At 56.4% G+C, this 24754-nt stretch carries 22 protein-coding genes, 1 tRNA gene and 1 other RNA gene; 6 read left to right on the top strand and 18 right to left on the bottom strand.

Translation table 11 applies throughout. From position 1 onward, the window contains the following. Nucleotides 1–7: 7 nt before the first annotated feature. The 7 genes from rimP to ftsH all read right to left on the bottom strand — a co-directional run bounded on the left by rimP (nt 8) and on the right by ftsH (nt 6327). Nucleotides 8–469: a ribosome maturation factor RimP gene (rimP, locus tag K325_RS0100645; protein ID WP_029652316.1), complete on the bottom strand. Its 462-nt coding sequence runs from the start codon at nt 467–469 to the stop codon at nt 8–10. Between the two features lie 311 nt (nt 470–780). Then, nucleotides 781–865: transfer RNA gene (locus K325_RS0100640), tRNA-Leu, on the bottom strand. A gap of 8 nt (nt 866–873) precedes the next feature. Further along, nucleotides 874–1254, bottom strand: coding sequence for a preprotein translocase subunit SecG (gene secG / locus K325_RS0100635; RefSeq protein ID WP_029652315.1), 381 nt, complete (start codon nt 1252–1254; stop codon nt 874–876). A 24-nt stretch (nt 1255–1278) separates the two neighbouring features. Beyond that, nucleotides 1279–2037: a triose-phosphate isomerase gene (gene tpiA / locus K325_RS0100630; protein ID WP_029652314.1), complete on the bottom strand. Its 759-nt coding sequence runs from the start codon at nt 2035–2037 to the stop codon at nt 1279–1281. Between the two features lie 79 nt (nt 2038–2116). After that, nucleotides 2117–3460, bottom strand: coding sequence for a phosphoglucosamine mutase (gene glmM, locus K325_RS0100625; protein ID WP_029652313.1), 1344 nt, complete (start codon nt 3458–3460; stop codon nt 2117–2119). Continuing rightward, nucleotides 3460–4290 (bottom strand): dihydropteroate synthase, encoded by an 831-nt coding sequence (gene folP, locus K325_RS0100620; protein WP_029652312.1) that lies wholly within the window; start codon nt 4288–4290, stop codon nt 3460–3462. The genes glmM and folP overlap by 1 nt, the downstream gene beginning before the upstream one ends. Before the next feature lie 93 nt (nt 4291–4383). Further along, a complete protein-coding gene (gene ftsH, locus K325_RS0100615) occupies nt 4384–6327 on the bottom strand; it encodes an ATP-dependent zinc metalloprotease FtsH (RefSeq protein ID WP_029652311.1) in 1944 nt (647 codons plus the stop codon). A 278-nt stretch (nt 6328–6605) separates the two neighbouring features. Here ftsH and yhbY point away from each other — a divergent pair, with 278 nt between their 5' ends. After that, nucleotides 6606–6914: a ribosome assembly RNA-binding protein YhbY gene (yhbY, locus tag K325_RS0100610; protein ID WP_029652310.1), complete on the top strand. Its 309-nt coding sequence runs from the start codon at nt 6606–6608 to the stop codon at nt 6912–6914. 69 nt (nt 6915–6983) lie between these two features. Here the strand turns inward: yhbY and greA are convergent, their stop codons facing one another. The 7 genes from greA to grpE form a co-directional block, all read right to left on the bottom strand. Further along, nucleotides 6984–7463, bottom strand: a complete 480-nt coding sequence (greA, locus tag K325_RS0100605) for a transcription elongation factor GreA (RefSeq protein WP_084694136.1) — start codon at nt 7461–7463, stop codon at nt 6984–6986. 4 nt (nt 7464–7467) lie between these two features. Then, nucleotides 7468–10686, bottom strand: coding sequence for a carbamoyl-phosphate synthase large subunit (gene carB, locus K325_RS0100600; RefSeq protein ID WP_029652308.1), 3219 nt, complete (start codon nt 10684–10686; stop codon nt 7468–7470). 82 nt (nt 10687–10768) lie between these two features. Next, nucleotides 10769–11899 carry a glutamine-hydrolyzing carbamoyl-phosphate synthase small subunit gene (carA, locus tag K325_RS0100595; RefSeq protein WP_029652307.1) on the bottom strand — a complete coding sequence of 377 codons (1131 nt, stop codon included), beginning with the start codon at nt 11897–11899 and terminating at the stop codon, nt 10769–10771. Between the two features lie 235 nt (nt 11900–12134). Next, entirely contained in the window at nt 12135–12938 is an 804-nt protein-coding gene (gene dapB, locus K325_RS0100590) for a 4-hydroxy-tetrahydrodipicolinate reductase (RefSeq protein WP_029652306.1), read from the bottom strand. An 11-nt stretch (nt 12939–12949) separates the two neighbouring features. Beyond that, nucleotides 12950–14077: a molecular chaperone DnaJ gene (dnaJ, locus tag K325_RS0100585; protein WP_029652305.1), complete on the bottom strand. Its 1128-nt coding sequence runs from the start codon at nt 14075–14077 to the stop codon at nt 12950–12952. A gap of 78 nt (nt 14078–14155) precedes the next feature. Further along, a complete protein-coding gene (gene dnaK, locus K325_RS0100580) occupies nt 14156–16081 on the bottom strand; it encodes a molecular chaperone DnaK (RefSeq protein ID WP_029652304.1) in 1926 nt (641 codons plus the stop codon). A gap of 94 nt (nt 16082–16175) precedes the next feature. Next, a complete protein-coding gene (gene grpE / locus K325_RS0100575) occupies nt 16176–16775 on the bottom strand; it encodes a nucleotide exchange factor GrpE (RefSeq protein ID WP_029652302.1) in 600 nt (199 codons plus the stop codon). A 257-nt stretch (nt 16776–17032) separates the two neighbouring features. Here grpE and recN point away from each other — a divergent pair, with 257 nt between their 5' ends. Beyond that, complete coding sequence (gene recN / locus K325_RS0100570; protein WP_029652301.1) at nt 17033–18712, top strand: DNA repair protein RecN; 1680 nt, start codon at nt 17033–17035, stop codon at nt 18710–18712. Nucleotides 18713–18763: 51 nt separating this feature from the next. Here the strand turns inward: recN and fur are convergent, their stop codons facing one another. Continuing rightward, nucleotides 18764–19183, bottom strand: a complete 420-nt coding sequence (gene fur / locus K325_RS0100565) for a ferric iron uptake transcriptional regulator (RefSeq protein ID WP_029652300.1) — start codon at nt 19181–19183, stop codon at nt 18764–18766. 122 nt (nt 19184–19305) lie between these two features. Here fur and K325_RS0100560 point away from each other — a divergent pair, with 122 nt between their 5' ends. Next, nucleotides 19306–19638 carry an outer membrane protein assembly factor BamE gene (locus tag K325_RS0100560; protein ID WP_029652299.1) on the top strand — a complete coding sequence of 111 codons (333 nt, stop codon included), beginning with the start codon at nt 19306–19308 and terminating at the stop codon, nt 19636–19638. Nucleotides 19639–19641: 3 nt separating this feature from the next. On the opposite strand, the gene K325_RS0100555 is transcribed toward K325_RS0100560, so the two are convergent. Genes K325_RS0100555 through K325_RS0100545 form a run of 3 tightly spaced genes read right to left on the bottom strand, consistent with a single transcriptional unit; the run spans nt 19642 to nt 22013 of the window. Further along, nucleotides 19642–19920 carry an RnfH family protein gene (locus K325_RS0100555; protein ID WP_029652298.1) on the bottom strand — a complete coding sequence of 93 codons (279 nt, stop codon included), beginning with the start codon at nt 19918–19920 and terminating at the stop codon, nt 19642–19644. Beyond that, nucleotides 19920–20366, bottom strand: coding sequence for a type II toxin-antitoxin system RatA family toxin (locus tag K325_RS0100550; protein WP_029652297.1), 447 nt, complete (start codon nt 20364–20366; stop codon nt 19920–19922). Before K325_RS0100550 ends, K325_RS0100555 begins: the two co-directional genes overlap by 1 nt. Before the next feature lie 51 nt (nt 20367–20417). After that, on the bottom strand, nt 20418–22013 hold the full coding sequence (locus K325_RS0100545) for a sodium-dependent transporter (RefSeq protein WP_029652296.1): 1596 nt from the start codon (nt 22011–22013) through the stop codon (nt 20418–20420). A gap of 180 nt (nt 22014–22193) precedes the next feature. Here K325_RS0100545 and smpB point away from each other — a divergent pair, with 180 nt between their 5' ends. The 3 genes from smpB (at nt 22194) to ssrA (ending at nt 24686) form a co-directional block, all read left to right on the top strand. Continuing rightward, on the top strand, nt 22194–22676 hold the full coding sequence (gene smpB / locus K325_RS0100540) for an SsrA-binding protein SmpB (RefSeq protein WP_029652295.1): 483 nt from the start codon (nt 22194–22196) through the stop codon (nt 22674–22676). Between the two features lie 131 nt (nt 22677–22807). Further along, nucleotides 22808–24226: a wax ester/triacylglycerol synthase family O-acyltransferase gene (locus K325_RS0100535; protein ID WP_029652294.1), complete on the top strand. Its 1419-nt coding sequence runs from the start codon at nt 22808–22810 to the stop codon at nt 24224–24226. 94 nt (nt 24227–24320) lie between these two features. Continuing rightward, nucleotides 24321–24686: a transfer-messenger RNA gene (ssrA, locus tag K325_RS18330) on the top strand. The last annotated feature ends 68 nt before the right edge of the window (nt 24687–24754 follow it).

Below are 24754 nucleotides of genomic sequence, written 5' to 3'. Positions count from 1 at the left end.
GAACGTGTCACTCGAACACCGGCATTATGTTGGCTTTCTCAATACTGTCGAAGGGCAGCAGATACTCGTGATCATCGACCACAACCACAACCTCATCACCCTCCACACCCTTGATCAGACCCTGGAATTTGCGTCGCCCCTCAAACGCCATGCGCAGCTTGATCTGCACTTTATGACCGGCAAAAGCCTCATACTGCTCCAGACGGAACAGGGGGCGATCCATCCCCGGGGATGAAACCTCCAGCGTGTACTCTGTCTGGATAGGGTCTTCCACATCCATCACGCTGCTGATCTGACGACTGACTTTCTCGCAATCGTCAATATTGATGCCGCTCTCGGCATCGTCGATAAACACCCGGAGCTTGGAATGGTGCCCCTGAGAGAGGTACTCAATCCCCCAGAACTCATAACCCAGACCTTCGACCACCGGGCGTAAGATGTCTTCCAGTTGTTTCAGTTTGGCTGACAAGTGTCGCCGCCTCCGTTTCGGAATTTTCAGGGTACAAAAACAAAAAAAGGGCTGTTAATCAGCCCTTTTATGCACCAGGGCCCTTCGCGCCAGGCCCCTTAATCAAAAAGCCCCGAAACATGGGGCCTTTTGTTGCAAGAATTCGCAAAGCGCCAACCCTTTCAAGCGCTCGGCCGACAGACACCTGGCCTGCCTGGAAGCCTCGATACTCGCAGGCTTCAATATCCGCGGGAGTATAGTGATGCCACGCGAACTGGTCAAGGACTGACCAAAAAAAACGGCCTGGTTTTGCCAAGCCGTCTTTTTAAATATGGTGCCCGGGGCCGGACTCGAACCGGCACGGCTTTCGCCACTACCCCCTCAAGATAGCGTGTCTACCAGTTTCACCACCCGGGCATCATTCTTTACTCGAGTTCGGGGAGCACATCCCCGCCCTCAGACTCGCTGCCTGAAGCGCCATCAATTGACGGCACCTGTTCTGCCCCGGCACCGATGTCAGACGACTCCTGAACAACCGGAATACCAGCATCGCCTGCAACTTCAGCACGCTGCTTGGCAAAAATGGCCAGCGAAAAACTTGTCACAAAAAAGATCACCGCCATAAAGGTGGTCATCCGCGTCAGAAAGCTTCCACTTCCCTGACTACCGAATACAGTCTGAGAGGCGCCACCACCAAAAGCAGCTCCGGCATCTGCGCCCTTACCCTGCTGGATCAGAACCAGGCCCACCAGCGCCACGGCGATCACGACGTGAACAACGACTACCAGTGTTTCCAACCAATCCATACAGACTCTCGTAAACGTTTCGGTTTAGACACTCGCCGGGAAAGACCGGCAAATGCTGATAAACTCTTCGGCCTTCAGGGAAGCTCCCCCGATCAGACCGCCATCAATATCCGGCTCTGCAAACAGAGCGGCCGCATTATCCGCTTTTACACTGCCGCCGTAAAGTACCGAAATCTCATTCGCGGGTGCTTTCATGCTATTAAGCACCTTACGGATCTCGGAATGCATCGCCTGCGCGTCGCTGGCGGTGGCAGTTTTACCCGTTCCGATGGCCCAGACAGGCTCATACGCCACCACAACATTTGACCACTGCTCAGCAGAAACTCCGGCCAACCCCTGGCGCACCTGTTCCGCGACAACAGCCTCAGCCTGGCCAGCTTCACGTTCGTCGAGCGTCTCGCCGACACAAAGCACAGCCACAAGCCCACTCGACAATACTCGTGATACTTTGTCAGCCGCCACTTTACTGGTCTCGCCGAACATCTGACGACGCTCAGAATGGCCCACCAGAACGTAGCCACACCCCATATCGCGGGCCATGTCGGCTGAAATCTCTCCGGTATAGGCGCCAGCCTGCCACTGCGACACGTTCTGAACACCTGTAATAACGGAGCCAGCCCCCAGCTCACCGACCTGGCTTAGATAGATCGCGGGAGGAATAACCACCACCTCGATCTCTCCACCAACACTGCCGGCCTGCTCGCGAATGGCGCCGACCAGCTGTTTCACCAGGTCTTTCGACCCGTTCATTTTCCAGTTTCCGGCAACAATTCTGCGTCGCATCTCTGTCCTCGACAGTCCCGATCAAAAGGGAGGCGGAACTATACAGCAGTCGTTCACTCTGTACAACCGCCCCTGATATTCAGGACGCTGAACGCTCAACAACCTGCGCCAGTTCTTCAGCCACCCGGACAATATCATCGGCGTTCCGGCCTTCAGCCATGACCCGGATCAGAGGCTCTGTGCCAGAAGCCCGAAGCAAAATCCGGCCAGCATCCCCAAGGCTCGCTTCCGCGCGCGCCACCGCCTCAACAATGTCAGCCCGGCCTAAAGGATCAAAACGCTCGGCAACCCGGACATTGATCATTTTCTGAGGCAACTTGCTCATCCCCGACCGCAGCTCGCCCATGGTTTTCCCGGCCTGCCGGACCGCCAGCAAAACTTGCAAGGCAGAGACAATCCCATCCCCGGTGGTCGTGCAATCACGAATGACCATATGCCCCGAGCCCTCACCACCGATGACCCAGTTATTTGCCAGCAGGCGCTCCATGACATAACGGTCACCCACTTTTGCACGCTCGAAGTCCACGCCAAGCTCACGCAACGCCAACTCAACACCCAGATTTGTCATCAGGGTTCCAACCACACCACCCTTGAGCCGACCTTCAGCCTGCCGCTGAGACGCCAGAATGTACAACAACTCATCGCCATCGACTTCGGAGCCATCCCGGTCCACCATCAGCACTCGGTCACCGTCACCATCAAAGGCAATCCCCAGATCCGCACCCTTGCCCTCAACGGCCTGCTTAAGAGCATCCAGATGGGTAGAACCAACATTCAGGTTGATGTTCAGACCATCAGGCTCAGCCCCAATAACCGATACCTTTGCTCCAAGCTCACGAAAAACTTTCGGCGCCACATGGTAGGTCGCCCCATGGGCGCAATCCAACACCAGATGCATACCGTCCAGTGTGAACTCGTTCGGTACGGTACTTTTGCAAAACTCAACATAGCGGCCAGGCGCATCGTCAATTCTGGTCGCCTTACCCAACTCCTCAGGCTCACAGACCTGAATCGGCTGCTCCAGCCAACGCTCGATTTCAGCCTCCAGCGCATCATCCAGCTTGGTACCGGCAGGAGAGAAAAACTTGATACCATTATCATGGTGCGGATTATGGGAAGCACTGATTACAATGCCTGCCGACGCCCGGAAGGTCCGGGTCAGATAGGCAATCGCTGGCGTCGGCATGGGGCCCAGGAGTTTAACGTCGACCCCCGCCGCCGCCAATCCGGCCTCAAGTGCAGACTCAAACATATACCCGGATAACCGTGTATCTTTTCCAATCAGGACGCTGTTACGCTGCCCCTCCCGCTTGAAAGCCTGCCCGGCAGCCCAACCCAGATGCAACATAAACTCCGGGGTGATCGGCCGGTCACCAACCCGCCCCCGAATGCCGTCGGTTCCAAAATATTTGCGCTGGGTCATCAGATTGCCTCCCTCATTGCCGTCACGATCCGGACAGCATCCATTGTTTCCTGAACATCGTGCACCCTGAGGATGCTCGCTCCTTTCATGGCCGATATTGTCGCGGCCGCCAGACTGGCGGGCAACCTTTCATTCACATCCCGCCCGGTTACTGCCCCCAGCATGGATTTTCTTGAGACACCCACAAGCAGCGGATGCCCCAACAGGTGCATCTGCTCCAGCCCTGCAAGCAACCGGAAATTATGTTCCACGCTTTTACCAAATCCAAAGCCCGGATCCAGAATGATGTTTTCAGGCCGCACTCCGGCACTCTCCACCACCCGCATGCGCTCCGACAGGAATGAACTGACGTCTTTGCGCACATTCCGATAACGCGGATCGTTCTGCATGGTGTCTGGCTCACCCTGACTATGCATCAGACATACAGGCACTGCGGCATTCGCCGCTGCCTCCGGCGCCCCTTCTCGCTGAAGCCCCCGAACATCGTTGATCAGCCCGGCCCCCAGCCTGACAGTCTCCGCCATGACCACCGGATTACTGGTATCAACGGAAATCACAACGTCCAACTCGCCAGCGATCGCCTCAACCACCGGGCACACGCGATCCACCTCCTCCTGCGTCGACACAGGAGCCGCACCTGGGCGAGTCGACTCACCACCTACATCGATAAAAGAGGCCCCGTCACTCACCATCTGACGAGCTCGCAGGAGGGCTGACTCCCGGGAGTTAAACCGGCCACCATCAGAAAAGGAATCCGGCGTGACATTCAGAATCCCCATCACACGACACACAGACAGGTCCAGCTCACGACCGGCAAAGCTCATGTTCATAACACGTGTCCCAGAGGTTTTTCGGAGAAACAAAAACAAACGCCGCCCGGGTCTCCGGGCGGCGTTTGTTTTCATCCAGAAGCCAGGAGCGCCTTAGTGCTCCCCGGCGGGCCGCCCGACACCAGGCTCACGCCCGCTGTCCGAACCACGGGATTCCGGCGCAGACTCTGGCTCCTCAGCCTTCACCCCACCCGCCGGGCCACTGTCACCCCAGTTCTTTGGGGGCCGGGGCTCTTTACCCGCCATGATGTCATCGATCTGATAACGATCAATTGTTTCGTACTTCATCAGGGCTTCCGCCATCATGTCGAGCTTATCCCGGTTATCAATCAGAATTTTCCGGGCTATCTCATAGCACTCATCAATGATATTTCGAACTTCTTCATCAATCCTCTGAGCGGTCTCTGGCGAATACACCGTGTGCGATTGCCCAGCAGACCGTCCCAGGAACGGCTCTTCGCTGTCAGTATCGTACTGAAGAGGGCCCAGCTTCTCAGACAGTCCCCAGCGCGTGACCATGTTCCGGGCCAGGCTGGTGGCACGCTCAATATCATTGGACGCGCCCGTGGTCACTCCATCAAAGCCCAGCGTCAATTCCTCGGCAATACGTCCACCAAAGAGGCTGCAGATAGAGCTGGTCAGATAGCGTTTTGAATGACTGTACTTGTCTTCCTCAGGAAGGAACATCGTGACGCCCAGCGCCCGCCCCCGCGGAATGATACTTACTTTATAGACCGGGTCATGCTCCGGCACCAGGCGCCCGACAATTGCATGACCGGACTCATGGTAAGCCGTGTTGCGCTTCTCCTTTTCACTCATCACCATGGACTTGCGCTCGGCACCCATCATGATCTTGTCTTTGGCCAGCTCAAGCTCTTCCATGGAAACCAGCCGCTGGTTACGACGGGCCGCGAACAGAGCCGCCTCATTCACCAGGTTGGCCAGGTCGGCACCGGAGAAGCCCGGCGTGCCCCGCGCGATCACTGCCGGATCAATCCCATCCGCCAGCGGCACCTTCTTCATGTGAACCTTCAGGATCTGCTCCCGACCAATGATGTCTGGCAGGCTGACGACCACCTGCCGGTCAAAACGACCGGGACGCAACAACGCCGGATCAAGGACGTCCGGACGGTTGGTGGCAGCAATAACGATAACACCTTCGTTGCCCTCGAAACCGTCCATTTCCACGAGCAGCTGGTTCAGCGTCTGCTCACGCTCATCATGCCCGCCGCCCATACCGGCCCCACGATGGCGACCGACCGCATCAATCTCGTCGATAAAAATAATGCACGGGCTTTGCTTCTTGGCCTGCTCAAACATATCCCGAACACGAGAAGCCCCGACACCTACGAACATCTCAACAAAATCGGAGCCCGAGATTGAGAAAAACGGCACCTTGGCCTCACCCGCAATAGCCTTGGCCAGCAGGGTTTTACCCGTCCCCGGAGGACCCACCATCAAAACGCCACGGGGAATGCGCCCACCCAGGCGCTGGAACTTGCTCGGGTCCCGCAGGAAGTCTACGAGTTCTTTAACGTCTTCTTTAGCCTCATCCACACCGGCCACGTCAGCAAATGTGGTTTTGATCTGGTCCTCGCTCATCAGGCGGGCTTTGCTCTTGCCAAACGACATGGGGCCTTTGCCGCCTCCGCCGCCTTGCATCTGCCGCATAAAAAACACAAACAAAGCGATGATGATCAGAATCGGAAACGCCGCCACCAACAACTGGGTCCACAAGCTCTGGCGCTCAGGCTCCTTGCCGATCACCTCAACCTTATTGGCCAGCAGATCGTCCATCAGCTTGTTGTCGGATACCTGAGGCCGGATGCTCTGGAACTGAGAGCCGTCGTTGCGGACACCCTGTACCTGCAGACCATCAATGGTCACTTGCCGCACCTGACCCTGCTGGACCATCTCGACGAACTGGGAATAATTGACTTGTTGCCCGCTGGTGGTGGGAGAAAAGTTCTGAAACACCATCAGCAGAACCGCGGCTATAATTAGCCAGAGAACCAGATTTTTAGCCATATCGTTCAAGGATCATCACCTGTGAATTGCAGGGCTGAGGCTCCGGAGCTGCCAGCCCTTTTCCGACACCTTACACTAATTGTACGCCCGTAAACCAGAAACGGAGCCTACTCAGAGGACCGAGATACTACCTATATGGGATGCCCTGTCCAGAATTACAACACCCCTGTAAGTGATTACGGCCATTTGTAGCGAGGCGCGATCTGTTACAATCGCCCGATTATACGTCGTTGCCAGCGGGTTCGCCGCTGACCTTTTGTTAATCGCACCTATTAAGAGATTACATCATGAGCCTTTCACCGGAACAGCGCCGGGCGTACCGGGCGATCGCCCACAACCTGAAGCCTGTCATCATTGTTGGCGATAAAGGCCTGTCTGAGGGACTTCAGGAAGAGCTTGATCGCGCCCTGAACGACCACGAGCTCATTAAAATCAAAATCGCCAGCCAGGACCGCGAAGCCCGCCAGGAAGCCATCCAGGCACTCTGCGAGGTGTCAGGCGCAGAACTGGTGCAGACCATTGGCAAGATTGCCGTGATCCTGCGCCGCGCCAAAAAGCCCAACCCGAAGTTGTCCAACCTGCTTCGCAACCAATAAGCAGGCGACACAAAAAAGCCGGCCTGGTCACCCAGAGCCGGCTTTTTACATCAGCGACCCTTAACAGGGTCAGATGTATTCAACTTCAGAAATCTCGTACTCCACGGTCCCTGAAGGAATGCGAATTGCCACCACATCACCTTCATTCTTGCCAATCAGAGCCCGGGCAATGGGCGAAGACACCGACAGCTTGCCAGCTTTAATGTCTGCCTCATCCTCGCCCACGATCTGGTAGGCCACCTCTTCGTCGGTCTCCATATTAATCAGATGCACGGTGGTACCAAAAATCACCTTACCGGTATTTTCCATGGTCGTGACATCAATCACCTGAGCCACCGAAAGTTTTCCTTCGATCTCCTGAATGCGACCTTCGATAAAGCTCTGCTGCTCACGGGCAGCGTGATACTCCGCATTCTCCTTAAGATCACCGTGCTCCCGGGCTTCCGCGATAGACGCAATTACCCGGGGCCGATCTTCGGACTTCAGCTTTTTCAGCTCCTCGCGCAAACGGGCTTCACCCGCCTTGGTCATCGGTACTCTGTCAGCCATAGCCTTACTTTCCTGCGTGAAGTTCCTGGAGGCGACGAACCGTGCGCTCCGGGCCAAACTTGATGGCCCGGCAGAAGGCTTCGCCACCCGCCAATGTTGTTGTGTAAGTAACCTTTGTTTGCAAAGCTGACTGGCGAATCTGCGCCGAGTCAGAAATAGCTTTGCGACCTTCCGTTGTGTTAATGATCAGTTGAACCTGGCCATTCTTGATGGCGTCGACAATGTGAGGACGCCCTTCCCGCACCTTGTTCACCTGATCAACCTTAATGCCTTCGGCTTCCAGCGCCTTGGCAGTACCTGTGGTGGCAATAATCCGGAAACCGGCATCCACCAGATCCCTCGCCACACGGGCAGCTCCCGGCTTGTCCACGTCGCGGACCGACATGAAGGCAACACCTTTCGCCGGCAAGCGCTCACCAATCGCCAGAGAGGCCTTGGCAAACGCTTCGTCAAAGCTGTCACCCAGCCCCATCACCTCACCGGTGGATTTCATTTCAGGCCCAAGAATCGGATCTACCGACGGGAACTTATTGAACGGGAATACAGACTCTTTCACCGCGTAGTAAGTCGGCACGATTTCCTGGGTGAAATTCAGCTCTTTCAGACTCTTGCCCGACATAACCCGGGCCGCAACGGCCGCCAGGGACATGCCAATGGCCTTGGAGACAAACGGCACGGTACGAGAAGCACGCGGATTCACCTCGATCACGTAGATCTCGTTGTCCTGATACGCCAGCTGCACGTTCATCAGGCCAACCACCTCGAGCTCGATGGCCATTTTCTTCACAGCCTCTCGCATCCCATCCTGAACGTCTTTGCTCAGACTGTAAGGGGGCAGTGAACAGGCGGAATCGCCAGAGTGAACACCAGCCTGCTCAATATGCTGCATGATTCCGCCAATAACGACATCGGTACCATCACAAATGGCATCAATATCGACCTCAATGGCAGCATTCAGGAAGTGGTCGAGCAGCACCGGGCTGTCGTTTGAGACCAACACGGCATTGCGCATGTAACGCACCAGCTCGGTCTCATCGTAGACAATCTCCATGGCCCGGCCACCCAACACGTAGGAGGGGCGCACCACCAGCGGATAACCGATTTCACGAGCCGCAAGAATACCTTCCTCGTGACTGCGAACCGTTGCGTTTTCAGGCTGCTTGAGGCCCAGACGCTGAATCATCTGCTGGAACCGCTCACGGTCCTCCGCGCGATCAATCGCATCAGGACTGGTCCCAATGATCGGCACACCCGCCGCTTCGAGGCCGCGAGCCAGCTTAAGCGGGGTCTGACCACCGTACTGAACAATGACACCCTTCGGCTTCTCAAGGTGAATAATTTCCAGCACATCTTCCAGAGTGATCGACTCAAAGTACAGCCGGTCAGAGGTGTCGAAATCGGTAGACACCGTCTCTGGGTTACAGTTGATCATGATGGTTTCGTAGCCATCTTCGCGCATGGCCAGGGCCGCGTGCACACAGCAGTAATCAAATTCAATACCCTGACCAATACGGTTCGGACCGCCGCCAATCACCACGATTTTTTCGCGATCCGACGGTTCAGCCTCACACTCCTCCTCATAGGTGGAGTACATATAGGCAGTATCGGACGCAAACTCCGCCGCGCAAGTATCTACCCGCTTATAGACGGGACGAATACCCAGGTCATGACGCAGCTTGCGCAGGCTGACCTCAGAGATCCCCAGCAGCTTGGCAATGCGCGCATCCGAAAAGCCCTTACGCTTGAGGCGAAACAGCGATGTCTGGTTAATATCCGCTTTGCTAGACGACTTCAGTGCCTCTTCTTCCCGGACAAGATCTTCGATCTGCACCAGATACCAGGGGTCAACCTTGGTATGCCGGAACACTTCCTCGACACTCATACCAGCCCGGAAAGCATCCCCGATGTACCAGATGCGCTCAGCGCCCGGCACGTTCAGTTCCTGAATCAGGGTCTCGCGAGAGTTCTCGGAATCCAGCTCCTCAAGCTTTTCATCAAACCCTTCTGAGCCCACCTCCAGACCACGGAGGGCTTTCTGCACAGACTCCTGGAAGGTCCGGCCAATCGCCATCACTTCGCCCACTGACTTCATCTGAGTCGTCAAACGAGCATCAGCCTGCGGGAATTTCTCGAAGGTAAAGCGGGGAACCTTGGTCACCACATAGTCAATACTTGGCTCGAACGAAGCTGGCGTCACGCCACCAGTGATTTCATTATGCAGCTCATCAAGGGTGTACCCCACCGCCAGCTTGGCCGCCACCTTGGCAATCGGGAAACCAGTTGCCTTGGAAGCCAGCGCGGAAGAACGGGATACCCGCGGGTTCATCTCAATGACAACCATCCGCCCGGTGTCAGGATTAATACCAAACTGAACGTTTGAGCCACCCGTCTCCACACCGATCTCACGCAGCACCGCCAGCGAGGCGTTCCGCATGATCTGGTATTCCTTATCGGTGAGTGTCTGGGCGGGAGCTACGGTGATTGAATCACCCGTGTGCACGCCCATGGCATCAAAGTTCTCGATGGAACAGACGATGATGCAGTTGTCATTCTTGTCGCGAACAACCTCCATCTCGTACTCTTTCCAGCCAATCAGGGATTCATCGATCAGCAACTCATTGGTGGGAGAGAGGTCCAGCCCCCGGGTACAGATTTCCTCGAATTCGTCCCGGTTGTAGGCAATACCGCCTCCGGAGCCGCCCATGGTGAAGGACGGACGAATGATGCAGGGAAAGCCGATATCTTCGGAAATTTTCCAGGCTTCTTCCATGGTGTGGGCGATCGCGGCCCGCGGGCACTCCAGGCCAATTTTCTTCATCGCCTTGTCGAAGCGGTTACGGTCTTCGGCCTTGTCGATGGTATCGGCATTGGCGCCGATCATTTCAACACCGTGCTTTTCCAGCACGCCGTGTTTTTCCAAATCCAGCGCACAGTTCAGCGCCGTCTGGCCACCCATGGTCGGCAACAGAGCGTCCGGCTTTTCCTTTTCGATGATTTTCTCGACCGTTTTCCAGGTAATTGGCTCGATGTAGGTTGCATCAGCCATGGCGGGATCGGTCATGATGGTAGCCGGGTTCGAGTTCACCAGGATGACCCGGTAACCCTCTTCGCGCAGCGCCTTGCAGGCCTGAGCTCCGGAGTAGTCGAATTCGCACGCCTGCCCGATCACAATGGGACCAGCGCCCAGGATCAGGATGCTTTTAATATCGGTACGTTTTGGCATGTCTCGGTAAACCTGTCAGCAACTTTTGAATTCTTTCAGCGCGGTATCCAGCGCCAGTGAGTCATCTCAGATGGCCTTGCCCTCAGGCAGATCGAGCCTCCATCAACCGGATGAACTCGTCGAACAACGGCACCACGTCATGCGGCCCCGGACTGGCTTCCGGGTGCCCCTGGAAACTGTAGGCCGGCTTATCAGTGCGGCGGATGCCTTGCAGCGTGCCGTCAAACAGGGATTTATGGGTGGCCTCCACATTGGCCGGCAGAGTTGACTCGTCAACCGCAAACCCGTGGTTCTGGCTGGTGATCATCACCGTGCCGGCAGCGATATCCTGCACCGGATGGTTCGCACCATGATGGCCGTGCCCCATTTTCACGGTCTTGGCGCCGCTGGCCAGGGCCAGCAACTGGTGCCCCAGACAAATACCGAACACCGGGATTTCGGTTTCCAAAACCTCCTGAATGGCCTTGATCGCGTAATCGCAGGGTTCCGGATCGCCCGGTCCATTCGACAGGAAGATGCCATCCGGATTCATCGCCAGCACGTCAGCCGCCGGAGTCTGCGCTGGCACAACTGTGATGTCACACCCACGGGCCGCAAGCATGCGCAAAATGTTGTACTTCACGCCGTAGTCCCAGGCCACAACCTTGAACCGACCGTCGGTGCGCTCACCATACCCACCGGCCAGATCCCACTCGGTCTGACTCCACGGATAGGCCTTATCACAGGTCACCTCTTTGGCGAGATCCATGCCTTTAAGGCCAGGGAAGGCGTTGGCGAGTTCCAGCGCGCGTTCAGCGGTCGCGTTCTCTCCTGCAACGATGGCACCATTCTGGGAGCCTTTATCCCGGAGAATCCGCGTCAGGCGCCGGGTATCGATGTCAGCAATGCCAACAATGTTATTGCTTCGCAGGTAATCGTCGAGGTTGCCCTTGTTTCGCCAGCTGCTGGCGAGCAGGGGAAGGTCCCGGATAATCAGACCCGCAGCATGAATGCGGTCAGATTCCACGTCTTCTTCATTAACACCGGTGTTGCCAATATGCGGATACGTCAAGGTGACGATCTGGCGGGAGTAGGACGGGTCTGTCAGGATTTCCTGATATCCGGTCATGGCAGTGTTAAACACCACCTCACCGCTGGTTTCTCCATCTGCGCCGATGGCGGTGCCGTAGAAGAGGCTTCCGTCTGCGAGTGCAAGGATTGCTGGTGTGCTCAAGGCTTGTATCCTCATCGAGTGGCGTAAGTTCGTCACGAACAGGAACGCAAGCGCATATTCAGGTTGCAAAAAAGCGAGACAGGGTAAAAACCCGGTCCCGCTTTCTTATAAACTTTTCAAAGGTACGCTTGGTGCAGTCAAATCGCCATATTGTAAGCGATTTTGACACTTTTTGTCCACGCCGAATTGCCCTGGCTACATAACCCGAGCTGAATCGCGAGACACCACCTGCCGCTCAGGCCTTCAGGCTCAGAACGTCCTGCATGTCGTATAGCCCGGCACCCCTGCCCTCGAGCCAAAGTGCCGCTCGCATAGCCCCTTTCGCGAAGGTCATCCGACTGCTCGCTTTATGGGTAACTTCAATACGCTCACCTTCGGTGGCAAACAGGACCGTATGATCCCCCACCACATCTCCGGCGCGAATGGTTTCGAAGCCGATCTCCTTACGAGTGCGCTCACCGGTAAAACCTTCCCGCCCATAGACCGCGCATTCCTTCAGGTCACGCCCCAGAGCATCGGCGACCACCTCACCCATACGCAGAGCGGTACCAGACGGCGCATCTTTTTTATGGCGATGGTGAGCCTCAATGATTTCAACATCGTAGTCATCTCCCAAAGCCGCTGCAGCGGTACGCAGGAGATTGAGCACGACGTTAACACCCACACTCATATTCGGCGCAAAAACCACCGGGGTTTTTTCGGCAAACAGAGCGAGCTGCTGCTTTTCTGCATCACTCATACCAGTGGTGCCGATGACAATCATCTTGCCATTCTCGCTGCAGAAGCGGGCGTTCTCCAACGTGAGGTCCGGAAAAGTAAAGTCGATGAGCACGTCGAAGGCTTCCTTCACATCCTCCAGGCTACCCGACATCCTGACGCCGGTTTTGCCTATACCCGTCATTTCCCCGGCATCCGCTCCAACCAGGGTGCTATCCGGCTCAACAACCGCCGCGCCCAGCTCAAGCCCCTCCGTACCATCAACTGCTTCGATCAGCACTTTACCCATACGCCCGGCGGCGCCAATGATTGCTACCCTCATCCGCTCAACCCTCAGAATTTCATTTCGTCGAAGAAGCTTTTCACACCCTCAAACCACGAGGTTTTCTTGGGGGCATGATGAGTTCCGTTGTTACCATCCAGGGTTTGCTGAAACTCTTCCATCAGCTCTTTCTGGCGCTTGGTAAGGTTCACCGGCGTTTCCACCGTCACCCGGCACAGAAGATCACCGGCCGGACCACCGCGTACCGGGCTGACCCCTTTGTTACGCAAACGGAACAGCTTGCCAGTCTGGGTCTCAGGCGGAATCTTGAGCTTGACCCGACCATCCAGCGTCGGCACTTCCAGCTCGCCTCCCAATGCGGCATCGACAATGCTAATGGGCACCTCACAGTATAGGTTCCGGCCGTCACGCGTGAAGATGGAATGCTCCCGAACGGCTACCTGGACATACAGATCCCCCGGAGGCCCGCCATCGACCCCCATCTCGCCCTCGCCAGAGAGACGGATACGATCACCGGTATCAACCCCAGGCGGAACCTTAACCGACAGCGTTTTTTCCTGACGCACACGCCCCTGACCATGGCAGACCTTACACGGATTCTTAATGATCTGCCCCGAGCCCCGGCACGTCGGGCATGCCTGCTGAACGGTGAAGAACCCTTGCTGCATACGAACCTGCCCCATCCCCTGGCAGGTTCCACAGGTCTCCGGGCTTGAACCTTTTTCCGCCCCACTGCCGTCGCAGGCATCACATTCTTTGTGCCCCGGAATGTTAATCTTGACGGTCTTACCCTTTACCGCTTCCTCAAGATCCAGCTCCAGAGTGTAGCGCAGGTCGGCCCCCCGGGTAGAGCGGCCGCGACCACCACCGCCCCCGAAAATGTCTCCGAAAACATCACCGAAAATATCGGAGAAGCTGGCCCCGCCACCACCAAAGCCGCCTCCGGCCTGACCATCCACACCCGCATGACCGAACTGGTCATAGGCCGCACGCTTACTGGTATCCGCCAGGATTTCGTAGGCCTCGCTGGCCTCTTTAAATTTGTTCTCGGCATCCTTATCGTCCGGGTTACGGTCTGGATGGTACTTCATCGCGAGCTTTCGGTACGCCCGCTTTATTTCCTTCTCGTCCGCATCCCGGGAGACCCCGAGTACTTCGTAATAATCGCGCTTGGCCATGCTTCAAAACCCTGTTTTTATAACAAGGAAAACGCGAGCACTGCCCGCGTTTTCCCAACCACTTGATGTACTTCGGAATTACTTCTTGTCGTCGTCTTTGACTTCCTCAAACTCAGCATCGACGGCGTCGTCAGCACTCCGGGCCTGACCTTCTTCCTGACCACCCGCCTGCTGGGCCTGATCAGACTGGTCCGCATACATCTTCTGAGCCAGCTCAGACGAAACTTCCGTGAGCTTCTGAGTCTTCGCCTCAATGGCCTCCTTATCGGAACCCTCAAGCGCCGCCTCCAGATCCTTGATGGCCGCTTCAATAGACTCCTTCTCACCCTCAGAAACCTTATCTCCGGCCTCACTCAGAGTTTTGCGCACAGCATGCACCATGGCATCGCCCTGGTTACGAGCCTGAACCAACTCTTCAAACTTCCGATCTTCCTCGGCGTTGGCCTCGGCATCACGCACCATCTTATCGATCTCGTCATCGTTCAGACCAGACGAGGCCTTGATCACGATAGACTGCTCTTTACCCGTTGCCTTGTCTTTCGCAGACACATTCAGGATACCGTTGGCATCAATATCGAAGGTTACTTCGATCTGAGGCACGCCACGCGGCGCCGGCGGGATATCGGCCAGGTCAAAACGGCCCAGCGACTTGTTCTGCGCCGCCTGTTTACGCTCACCCTGAACCACGTGAATGGTCACCGCTGTCTGACTGTCTTCTGCTGTGGAGAACGTCTGCGACTTCTTGGTCGGGATGGTGGTGTTCTTCTCAATCAAAGGCGTGGCCACACCGCCCATGGTCTCAATACCAAGAGTCAGCGGAGTCACATCCAGCAGCAATACGTCTTTAACATCCCCGGACAGAACTGCACCCTGAATAGCGGCACCCATCGCGACAGCTTCGTCCGGGTTCACATCCTTACGCGGCTCTTTACCGAAGAATTCTTTAACTTTCTCCTGTACCAGCGGCATACGGGTCTGACCACCAACCAGGATTACCTCATCAATCTCGCCAGCGCTCATGCCCGCATCCTGCAACGCCACCTTACAGGGTTCCAGGCTGCGCTGAACCAGGCCTTCCACCAGAGATTCCAGCTTGGCGCGGGTCAGTTTCACGTTCATGTGCTTAGGGCCTGACGCATCGGCCGTGATGTACGGCAGGTTTACGTCAGTCTGCTGACTGCTGGACAGCTCGATCTTGGCTTTCTCGGCAGCTTCTTTCAGACGCTGCATCGCCAGGGAATCGCCACGCAGATCAATGCCACTGTCTTTCTTGAACTGGTCCGCTAGGTACTCAATCACCTTCAGGTCAAAGTCTTCACCACCCAGGAACGTGTCACCGTTGGTAGCCAGAACCTCGAACTGGTGCTCACCGTCCACATCGGCGATCTCGATGATCGACAGATCGAAAGTACCACCACCCAGGTCATAAACGGCCACCGTGCGATCACCGCTCTTTTTGTCCAGACCATAGGCCAGGGCAGCTGCCGTCGGCTCGTTGATGATACGCTTCACTTCCAGACCGGCAATCCGGCCCGCATCTTTGGTCGCCTGACGCTGGCTGTCGTTGAAGTAAGCCGGGACGGTAATGACCGCTTCGGTTACCTTTTCACCCAGATAGTCTTCCGCAGTCTTCTTCATCTTCTTCAGGACTTCGGCAGACACCTGCGGCGCTGCCATTTTCTGTCCTTTCACTTCAACCCAGGCATCCCCGTTATCTGCCTTGGCAATCTTATAAGGCACCATCTTGATGTCTTTCTGAACGACATCGTCTTCGAAACGACGACCGATCAAACGCTTGATGGCGTAAAGGGTGTTCTCCGGGTTGGTAACCGCCTGACGCTTGGCAGACTGGCCAACCAGTGTTTCGCCATCGTCTGTATAGGCAATGATGGACGGCGTGGTGCGATCGCCTTCGGCATTCTCAATTACTTTGACCTTGTCGCCATCCATGATAGCTACACAGGAGTTGGTGGTTCCCAGGTCAATACCGATAATTTTGCTCATTGATTCACTCCAAATCTTTCTGAATACGGTCCCGGAGAATGGACTACTCCGGCCTTTGCTGTTTAATCGCTATATTGGCGCTTTGCTCGAATTTTCAAGCCTGCTCATCGATTTTTGGCGCATCTTCCGCTTTTGCCACGACAACCATGGCCGGCCGGACCACCCGTCCGTTCAGCAAATAACCTTTCTGCACCACCGCAACCACGCTGTTCGGCTCTGCGCCGGGCGCCGGCACCATGGACATCGCCTCGTGCTGCTGAGGATCGAACGGCTCACCCACCGGATTGACCTGCTCAACGCTGAACTTCTTCAGGCTGTTCATGAACAGAGTAAGGGTCATTTCCACCCCTTCCCGAATGGAAGCAACCAGCTCACCAGCTTCCTCATGCCCTTCTGTGCTTTCTACCGCTTTTTCCAAACTGTCAGCCACTGGCAACAGCTCTTTCACAAACTTCTCAAGGGCAAATTTATGCGCCTTCTCAACATCAATCTCGGCTCGCCGGCGCACATTCTGCATCTCGGCCTGCGCTCGCAGGGCCTGCTCCTGATATTCCTGCAATTTCTGCTGCAGAGACTCCAGCTCAGAACCCTCTTCAGCGACCTGCTCCGCCGCGCCAGCCTGCTGCTCTGCTGCAGTCTCTGCCGCCTCGTTGCGTTCTTCTACCTGTTCACTACGCTTATCGTCAGCACTCATGACCACTCCTGATATCGTTCTCACGGCCGCACGGGCCTGCAGAAAAGACAACTCCCACTCGTCCAGAAAGCAGGAAAACATCACTTTGCGAACCGATATGGGGCTCGCTTCACATGTTTCAACCATTACCCACACATTCTTTACCGATTTGCCCCAATCGAATTTGCAAAGACCCAAAACCCTGTATATATTCACAGCACCTGTATGAAAACACAGTGCAGAATTTCAAAGGCTCATGAATGAGCGGAGGTTGCGGCATGCTCACACAGCTCACGGTATCGAACTACGCCATTGCGGAACGCGTTGAACTGCAATTCAGCCCGGGCATGACCGCCCTGACGGGTGAAACCGGCGCGGGCAAGTCCATTGTTCTGGATGCGCTGGGGCTGGTGATGGGCGGCCGGGCGGATGCCGGCGCTGTTCGCCACGGAGCCAAGCGTGCCGATATAACAGCCAGCTTTGACATTTCCCGTATTCCAGACGCCCAATCCTGGCTGGAACACCATGAGCTGGACGACAAGGACGACTGCATACTGCGCCGAACCATCAGCAAGGACGGGCGATCCAAAGCTTTCATCAACGGCCAGCCCTGCCCTCTGTCTCAGCTGAAAGAGCTAGGCACACAACTGATGGACATCCACAGTCAGCACCAGCACCAGTCGCTGCTTCGCAAGGAAACTCACCGAAAATTGCTGGACGAATTCGCTGGCGCCGAAACCCTGGCGGAAGAAACACGCTCCGCCTGGAAAGCCTGGAACGACACCCGACATAAACTCCGGCAGCGCCAGCAAAACGCTGACGAAACCGAAGCCCGGCTGCAGCTCTTACGATATCAGGTTGAAGAACTCGACAGACTGGCGCTGGCCGAAGATGAGCAGGAAAGCCTGGAAGCAGAACAGGCCCAGCTCAGCCAGGCCGATGCTATTTTACACAACAGCCACCAGGCCGCCCTGCTGTGCACGGAAAACGATGCATCTGCTGTCGACCTGATCCGTCAGGCCTTACAGCAACTGGAGCAGCTGCCATCAGAGGTGCCGGCGCTGGCCGACACAATCCAGATGCTGAACGAAGCGCAGATACAGGTTTCAGAAGCCGGAGACAACCTGCGTCGTTTTGTGGACGACTATGAAGCCGACCCAGCCAGGCTGACGGAGGTCGAAGAACGACTCAGCGCCATCTACCAGATGGCGAGAAAGCACCGCATCCCCCCCGAAGAGCTGTTTGAACTGCACCGACACCTGAGCCAGGAGCTGGCAGACCTGGACGGAGGAGAAGGCAGCCTCGAACAACTGGAAGCCGAACTGGAAAGCCACCGGGCGACGTTTAATACGCTGGCGAATGACCTGTCCGAGAAACGCCGGACAGCTGCGGTGGAGCTGGACCAGCGAATTGCCCGCGAGCTGACGCAACTGAACATGCCTTCAGTGCAATTTGTCAGCCACCTGAGCCGCAACCACGACGAGACTCCCTCCCCCCATGGCCTGGAAGAGGTGGAGTTTCTGGTGAGCGCCAACCCGGGGCAACCCGCCCGATCACTCGCAAAAGTGGCTTCCGGAGGCGAATTGTCACGCATCAGCCTTGCCATACAGGTGGTTGTGGCGCAGACCTCAACAACACCAACACTGGTCTTCGACGAAGTCGATGTCGGGATTGGCGGGGGGACTGCGGAAGTGGTTGGGCGCCTGCTTCGGTCTCTGGGAGAAAACGGACAGGTTCTGTGCGTGACACACCTGCCTCAGGTCGCAGCCCAGTGCCATCAGCACCTGTTTGTCAGCAAATTTACAGAAAAGGATTCAACCTATTCACGCATTGAACGACTGGACGATCAGGGCCGGATCAGCGAGGTCGCGAGGATGCTTGGCGGCGTCGATATGACAGAACAGACCATAGCGCATGCCCGCGAAATGTTTGTTAAGGGCCAGGCAACACACCACTAACCCCCTCTCGCTTCAGAGAGCTGTTGGGCCAGCGCATCGCTGGCCCTTTTTTTACTTCTTGTCGGACTTCAACGGTTTCACGTAGAGGATCAGGCTGTGATCAACAATCTCGTAACCGTGTTCTGCGGCAATTTTCTTCTGACGCTCCTCGATGACTTCGTCTACAAATTCAACGACTTCACCCGTCTGCGTGCAGACCATATGATCGTGATGATCGTCTCCGGCCATCTCAAAAACCGCATGACCGCCTTCGAAATTGTGACGTAACACCAGGCCTGCCGTTTCGAACTGAGTCAGAACCCGATACACGGTTGCCAGCCCCACGTCATCGCCTTGATCCAGCAGTTTCTTATAAACGTCTTCGGCACTCAGATGATGCTCTTTGGCGTTTTCCAGGATATTGAAGATCTTGACCCTTGGCAGGGTAACCTTCAGACCGACTTTTCGTAATTCGGCGTTTTCAGATGACATGTTACCATTCGCTCTTTGGTGTGCCTCACGGCTTCCGGTATGATGAAGCCGCAGTACGACGGATGACCCGTTTCACACCTGCTTGATGCAGGCGAATTCAAGATAGAGGATTTCCCCCGGCGATGCAAAAGCTCCCCGCTATCGTTCTTATTAGCATTTTATCGTTGTCCGGCTGCACATTCCCGGGCGTCTACAAAATCAACGTCCAGCAAGGCAACATCGTGACGGATGAGGAACTGAAGGAGCTGTCGGAAGGCATGCCCAGAAACCAGGTGCACGCGCTCCTTGGCACACCGTTGCTGCTGAACCCGGTTGACCCGTCCAGGGAATACTACATCTTCACCTTTCAGCGTCGCGGCAACGACATTGAAGAACAACGTATCGTTGTCTACTACGAGAATGACCGGCTGAGCCACTACGAGGCTCAGTTGCTGGAAGAGACTCCCGCCTACTGACCTTCAGCCTTTTTTCTTGGCCCGGTTCAGCCTCGCCTGCTTGGGATCAATCTTGAGCGGGCGATAGAGCTCTACCCGATCCCCATCCCGAAGCACATGTTCCGCCGGGCGCTTCACCACCTTCCCGAACACACCCATATCAATGTTTTCGGGGTCGACCTCCGGGAAGATTTCACTGATCGTCGAAAGCCTGACAGCCTCGAGCGCCGTCGTTCCCTCCGGCACAACGACAGTCACAATCTGCTGTTTATCAGGGCGGGCATATGCCACCTCGACTTCCATTACACCAACCCTCCCTGATACACCTGGTCCGCCCGTCGACAGAAGGCATCAACCATGGTGTTGGCCGCTTGGTTGAACACCGGGCCAAAGGTGATTCTGGACAGCGAACCGGAAAACTCGAATTCAAGAGTCAGTATGACTTTGCAGGCGTTTGCGTCCAGTGCCCGGAAATGCCAGCGCCCGGTCAGATTCCGGAGCGGGCCATCAACCAGCTTCATCTCGATGCTTTCCGGCATCAACAGCTGATTTCGCGTGGTCAACCTGTGACGGACACCGCCTTTGGCAATATCCAGTGATGCCATGATCTCGGCATCGTTCTGTTCGTGCACTTCCGCCCCGGTACACCAGGGCAGAAACTCGGGATAGCGGGCGATATCGTTGACCAGGTGGAACATACGCTCCGCCGAGTGCATGACCAACGCGGTCTTATCGATCTGATGTGCCATGTAAAGCGGGATTCCTGCGTTTCAGACGTCATTGCAGCCCTGCCGGACCGTTCAGACACTATGATAAAGGATATCGCTCTGTTTGGGGGCCTTTTCATCCGACTCCAATAGCCCATGCCCGGCCGGCACCACCAAGTCCTCAGCAGCGTCCAGGGGCATCTCATCATTCGCCCCCTCACCAAACACTTCGCTCCCCCCTTCGGCAGGTGGGACCTCAACCACCGGCGCTTCCTGACACCAGATGGCAGCGCTGCCATTATCACAAAGGTTACCTAACGAGAACAGGGTGTACTGGATGCCAATCCAGGCCGCCACCACCGGCAGCACCAACCGCATGACCCAGAACCAGATTTTCCGGAACAGCGCCGGGGCATTCCCAAGGAGCATCGCCGCATACCGACGAGTCACACACCAACCCGCAAAGGTTGCGATCAGGATAGCGACAACCGGAATCACCACTCCGCCCGACCCCAGCTCCAGCCAACGAAAAACCGTTGCCCCGCCCAGCCGATAATCCGCCCACACATTGAAGGAAAACAGCGAGGCGAGCCCGGCAAACCAGACGGCTACTCCCACAATCACGGCCGACCAGGCCCGGGGTGCCCCAGTCCACTCCCGGAACCAGCCCACAACCGGTTCCAGCAAAGACAGAGCGGTAGCCCAGACAATCAACACCACCAAAAGGAAAACCGACGCCAGGATCACCTGGCTGTACGGCAAACCCGACAGAGTAACCGGCAGCGACACAAACAGCAGACTGAAGCCGCGCTCACCGTCCAGACTGTTGCCGTCGGCCGCAATGGAGAACATCATCAGACCAGCGACAATAGCCACCAGCGTATCCATCAACACAACGGCCAGAATCGAGCGTTTCAACCGGGTATGGCCCGTGGAGTAAGCCCCAAAGATCGCCCACACGCCCATCCCTAGCCCCAAGGTATAGAACGCGTGGAAGAAAGCGGCCTTGAGGCTATCGCCCGTGACCTGCCCGGGGCGCATGACCAATACATGCTCAATGCCCGACTGCAAGCTGCCCCGCATTGCCGAAAACACAAATAACAGCAACATCAGCAGCAAGGTGCAGGGCACCACAAGCCGCATAGAACGCTCAAGCCCCTTCACCACCCCTCGGGCCGATACCGCCACCACCAGAATCAGGAAAAACACATGCCAGGCCATAAACTCCCGGTAATGGCCCGGGTCAGAAACCAACTCAGAGAGAACGGCCGCAGCCGACGTCGTTGACGCCCCCGCAAAGCGATCGGCGGCACCAAAAAAGATGTAGGCCAGAACGATACCACCAAAAACGGCCGTAAAAGACAGCACAGCAAACGCGGCAAGGATACTCAGAGGCCCTGCCAGCCGCCAGAATGGCGAACACCCGGCATTTTTGACCAGGCCATCCATCGCCAGAACGATCCCATGGCGGGCGTGGCGCCCGATAACGGCCTCTGTCACCATCAGCGGCAAAGTGACCACAAGCAAACAAGCCAGGTACAGCAGGATAAACAAGCCCCCCCCGTACTTGCTCGCCAGATAGGGAAACTGCCACAGGTTGGCAAGCCCGACCGTGGCGCCCACAGAAGCCCAGAAAAACGTGGATTTTCGGGTAAAGGACCCTATTGAAGTCTGGTACTTACGCAGCATGACGTCCCCTGGCCGTGATAAGCGCGCCATTGTAGCCGATGCCGGAGGCCAGGAACGACTCAAAACCAGCAACGGGTGGCGAATCCGTGACCCTTATTGCACTCCTGCGCTACAATGCGCGATTTGCTGGCCAAAGTGAAGATGCCAGCTCCGTCATTCTTCCGATCCCGGACAGGATTCATGAGCAAGAAGAAAGCAAACGCCCCAACCAGCAACACCATCGCCCTGAACAAAAAGGCGAAGCACGAATATCATATCGAGGAGCGCTTTGAAGCCGGCCTTGCCCTGCTCGGCTGGGAAGTGAAATCGCTGCGCGCCGGCAAGGCCCAGTTGGTTGATGCCTATGTTCTCCTGAAAGACGGCGAAGCCTGGTTGCTGGGTTCTCACATCACGCCGCTGAACACCGCGTCGACGCATGTCATTGCGGACCCCACCCGCACCCGAAAACTCCTGTTGCATGCCAAGGAGATCGCCAAAATTGTCGGCCAGGTAAACCAGGCCGGTTATACGTGCATCCCCCTCGCCCTTTACTGGAAGAAGAACCGGGTGAAATGCGAGATTGCGCTGGTGAAAGGTAAGAAGCTCTTCGACAAACGAGCCACCGAGAAAGAACGTGACTGGAACCGGCAAAAGCAGCGGATTATGCGCGAAGCGAACACCTGACCGGAACACGCCAGTGCATCAGCCTCCCCTTTGCGGTTCAGGAAAAGACTCCTATACTTTGACATCCCATTAACTGGCCCCAACGGCAGTTCCTGAGGCCCGGACTCTGGCACCAAGCAAAGGGAGGGCTTATGTCATCCAAACGGACGACCATGTCGTCGGTCGATCGCTCCTGGTTACGTATGGATACCGCGGAAAACCCCATGATGATTTCCGCGGTGCTGGTTTTCGAGAACCCCATCCCCCTGACGCGGCTCCAACGCACCCTGGAGGAGCGTTTTCTCAGGTTTCGGCGCTTTCGGCAACGCGTTGTCGACACCGGCGACCGCGTTTACTGGGAGGACGACCCGCTTTTCGATCTCGACAACCACCTGCACACCATCGCCCTGCCAGGAAGCGCCGATAAAGCAGAACTCCAGGCACTGACCAGCGATTTCAACAGCACCGCCCTCGACTTTCGGCGGCCACTTTGGCAAATCCACTACATCGACAATTACGAGGGTGGTTGCGCCCTGCTGATCCGGATCCACCACTGTATTGCGGATGGCATTTCCCTGGTCCGGGTACTGCTTTCCCTGACCGACAGAACACCGGAACCTAAACTCAACCGAATCTCCCAGCCCAAAGCCGTCAAAAATACCGAAAAGGGCGTGGCCAGCCGTTTCCTGAATCGCCTGACAGACAGCACACATGCAGCCTGGGAACAGGCCAACCTGTTCATAGACTCCATTCGCAAAGAGCCGGATTACCCGCTCAAGCTGGTCAGCACCGCAGGCGGCATCATAATGGACCTGGCGAAACTCGGGCTGGCTCCTTTTGAACCGAAAACCAGCCTGAAAGGCCCTCTGCAAGGCCGAAAACAAGTGGCCTGGGCAGAACCGCTGGCGCTGGATGCCGTAAAACAGTGTGCCCGATTACTGGGGGGCACCGTCAACGACGTCTTGCTTTGCGCCGCCACCGGCGCCCTGAGCCGCCACTTCACCGAGCGGGACCAACCCATTCCGGACTGCGGCATCCGGGTGGCGGTGCCCTTTAATCTCCGCCCCCTGGACCAGCCCATTGAAACTCTGGGTAACCAGTTCGGACTGGTGCTGGTGTGCTTGCCCATTGAAGTCCGCGACCCAATCATGTGCTTTCGCCAGATTCAGGAGAACATGAACCGGCTCAAACGCTCCTACCAGGCCCAGGTAACCTACAGCCTGCTGGACCTGTTCGGGCGGGGCCCCGACATTCTTGAAAGACGTGCTTTAGACATGCTGAGCCGAAAGGCCTCAGCGGTACTCACCAACGTACCAGGCCCCCGCCATGCGGTTTACCTGGCAGGCAGCAAACTGGTTCAGCCCATGTTCTGGGTGCCCCAGAGCGGCAGCATCGGCATTGGCATGAGCATTTTCAGCTACGCAGGTACGGTCCAGTTCGGCATGACGGTGGACAAAGGGATACAAGCCAACCCCGACGCTGTGATGGCGTATTTTCGGGAAAGCTTCGAGGCCCTGCACCAGGCAGCACTTGCCCACGCTCCAGACGTCGCTTACCGCCGCGCCTCGTGACCACCAAAACAGCCACGGTAGGTACAATTCATAACGCAGTTACAAAAAGAACCCTTGAAGTCTGACAATCCGGCCACATATACTGAACCTACAAGGGGACGACTTGGCTTCGACGCCGGTGACGAACCCTTGGGTGCATGCCGAGATGGCAGCGAATCTCGTAAATCCAAAGCTGCAACGTAATAGTCGCAAACGACGAAAACTACGCACTGGCGGCGTAAGCCGTTCCAGTCGTCCTGGCTGAGGCGCCTATAACTCAGTAGCAACATCCCAGGACGTCATCGCTTATAGGATGCTCCGCTCACTAGCGCTCACTGGTGTCCGGCTAAGATTAAAGAGCTCGCCTCCTGCACCCTGACCTTCGGGTCGCTTGAGGTTAAATCAATAGAAGGACACTAAGCATGTAGACCTCAAGGCCTAGTGCTGGCGGACGCGGGTTCAATTCCCGCCGTCTCCACCACCTTGCAAGAGAAAAGCCCCTGATTTCAGGGGCTTTTTTCGTTTCTGGATTCCTGTTTTTTCGATTGT

The sequence above is a fragment of the Marinobacter daepoensis DSM 16072 genome (assembly GCF_000421165.1).
In the GTDB taxonomy this organism is placed as follows: Bacteria; Pseudomonadota; Gammaproteobacteria; order Pseudomonadales; family Oleiphilaceae; genus Marinobacter; species Marinobacter daepoensis.
The sequence above is the reverse complement of the archived record's forward strand: the minus strand, read 5'-3'. Positions and strand labels throughout refer to the sequence as shown.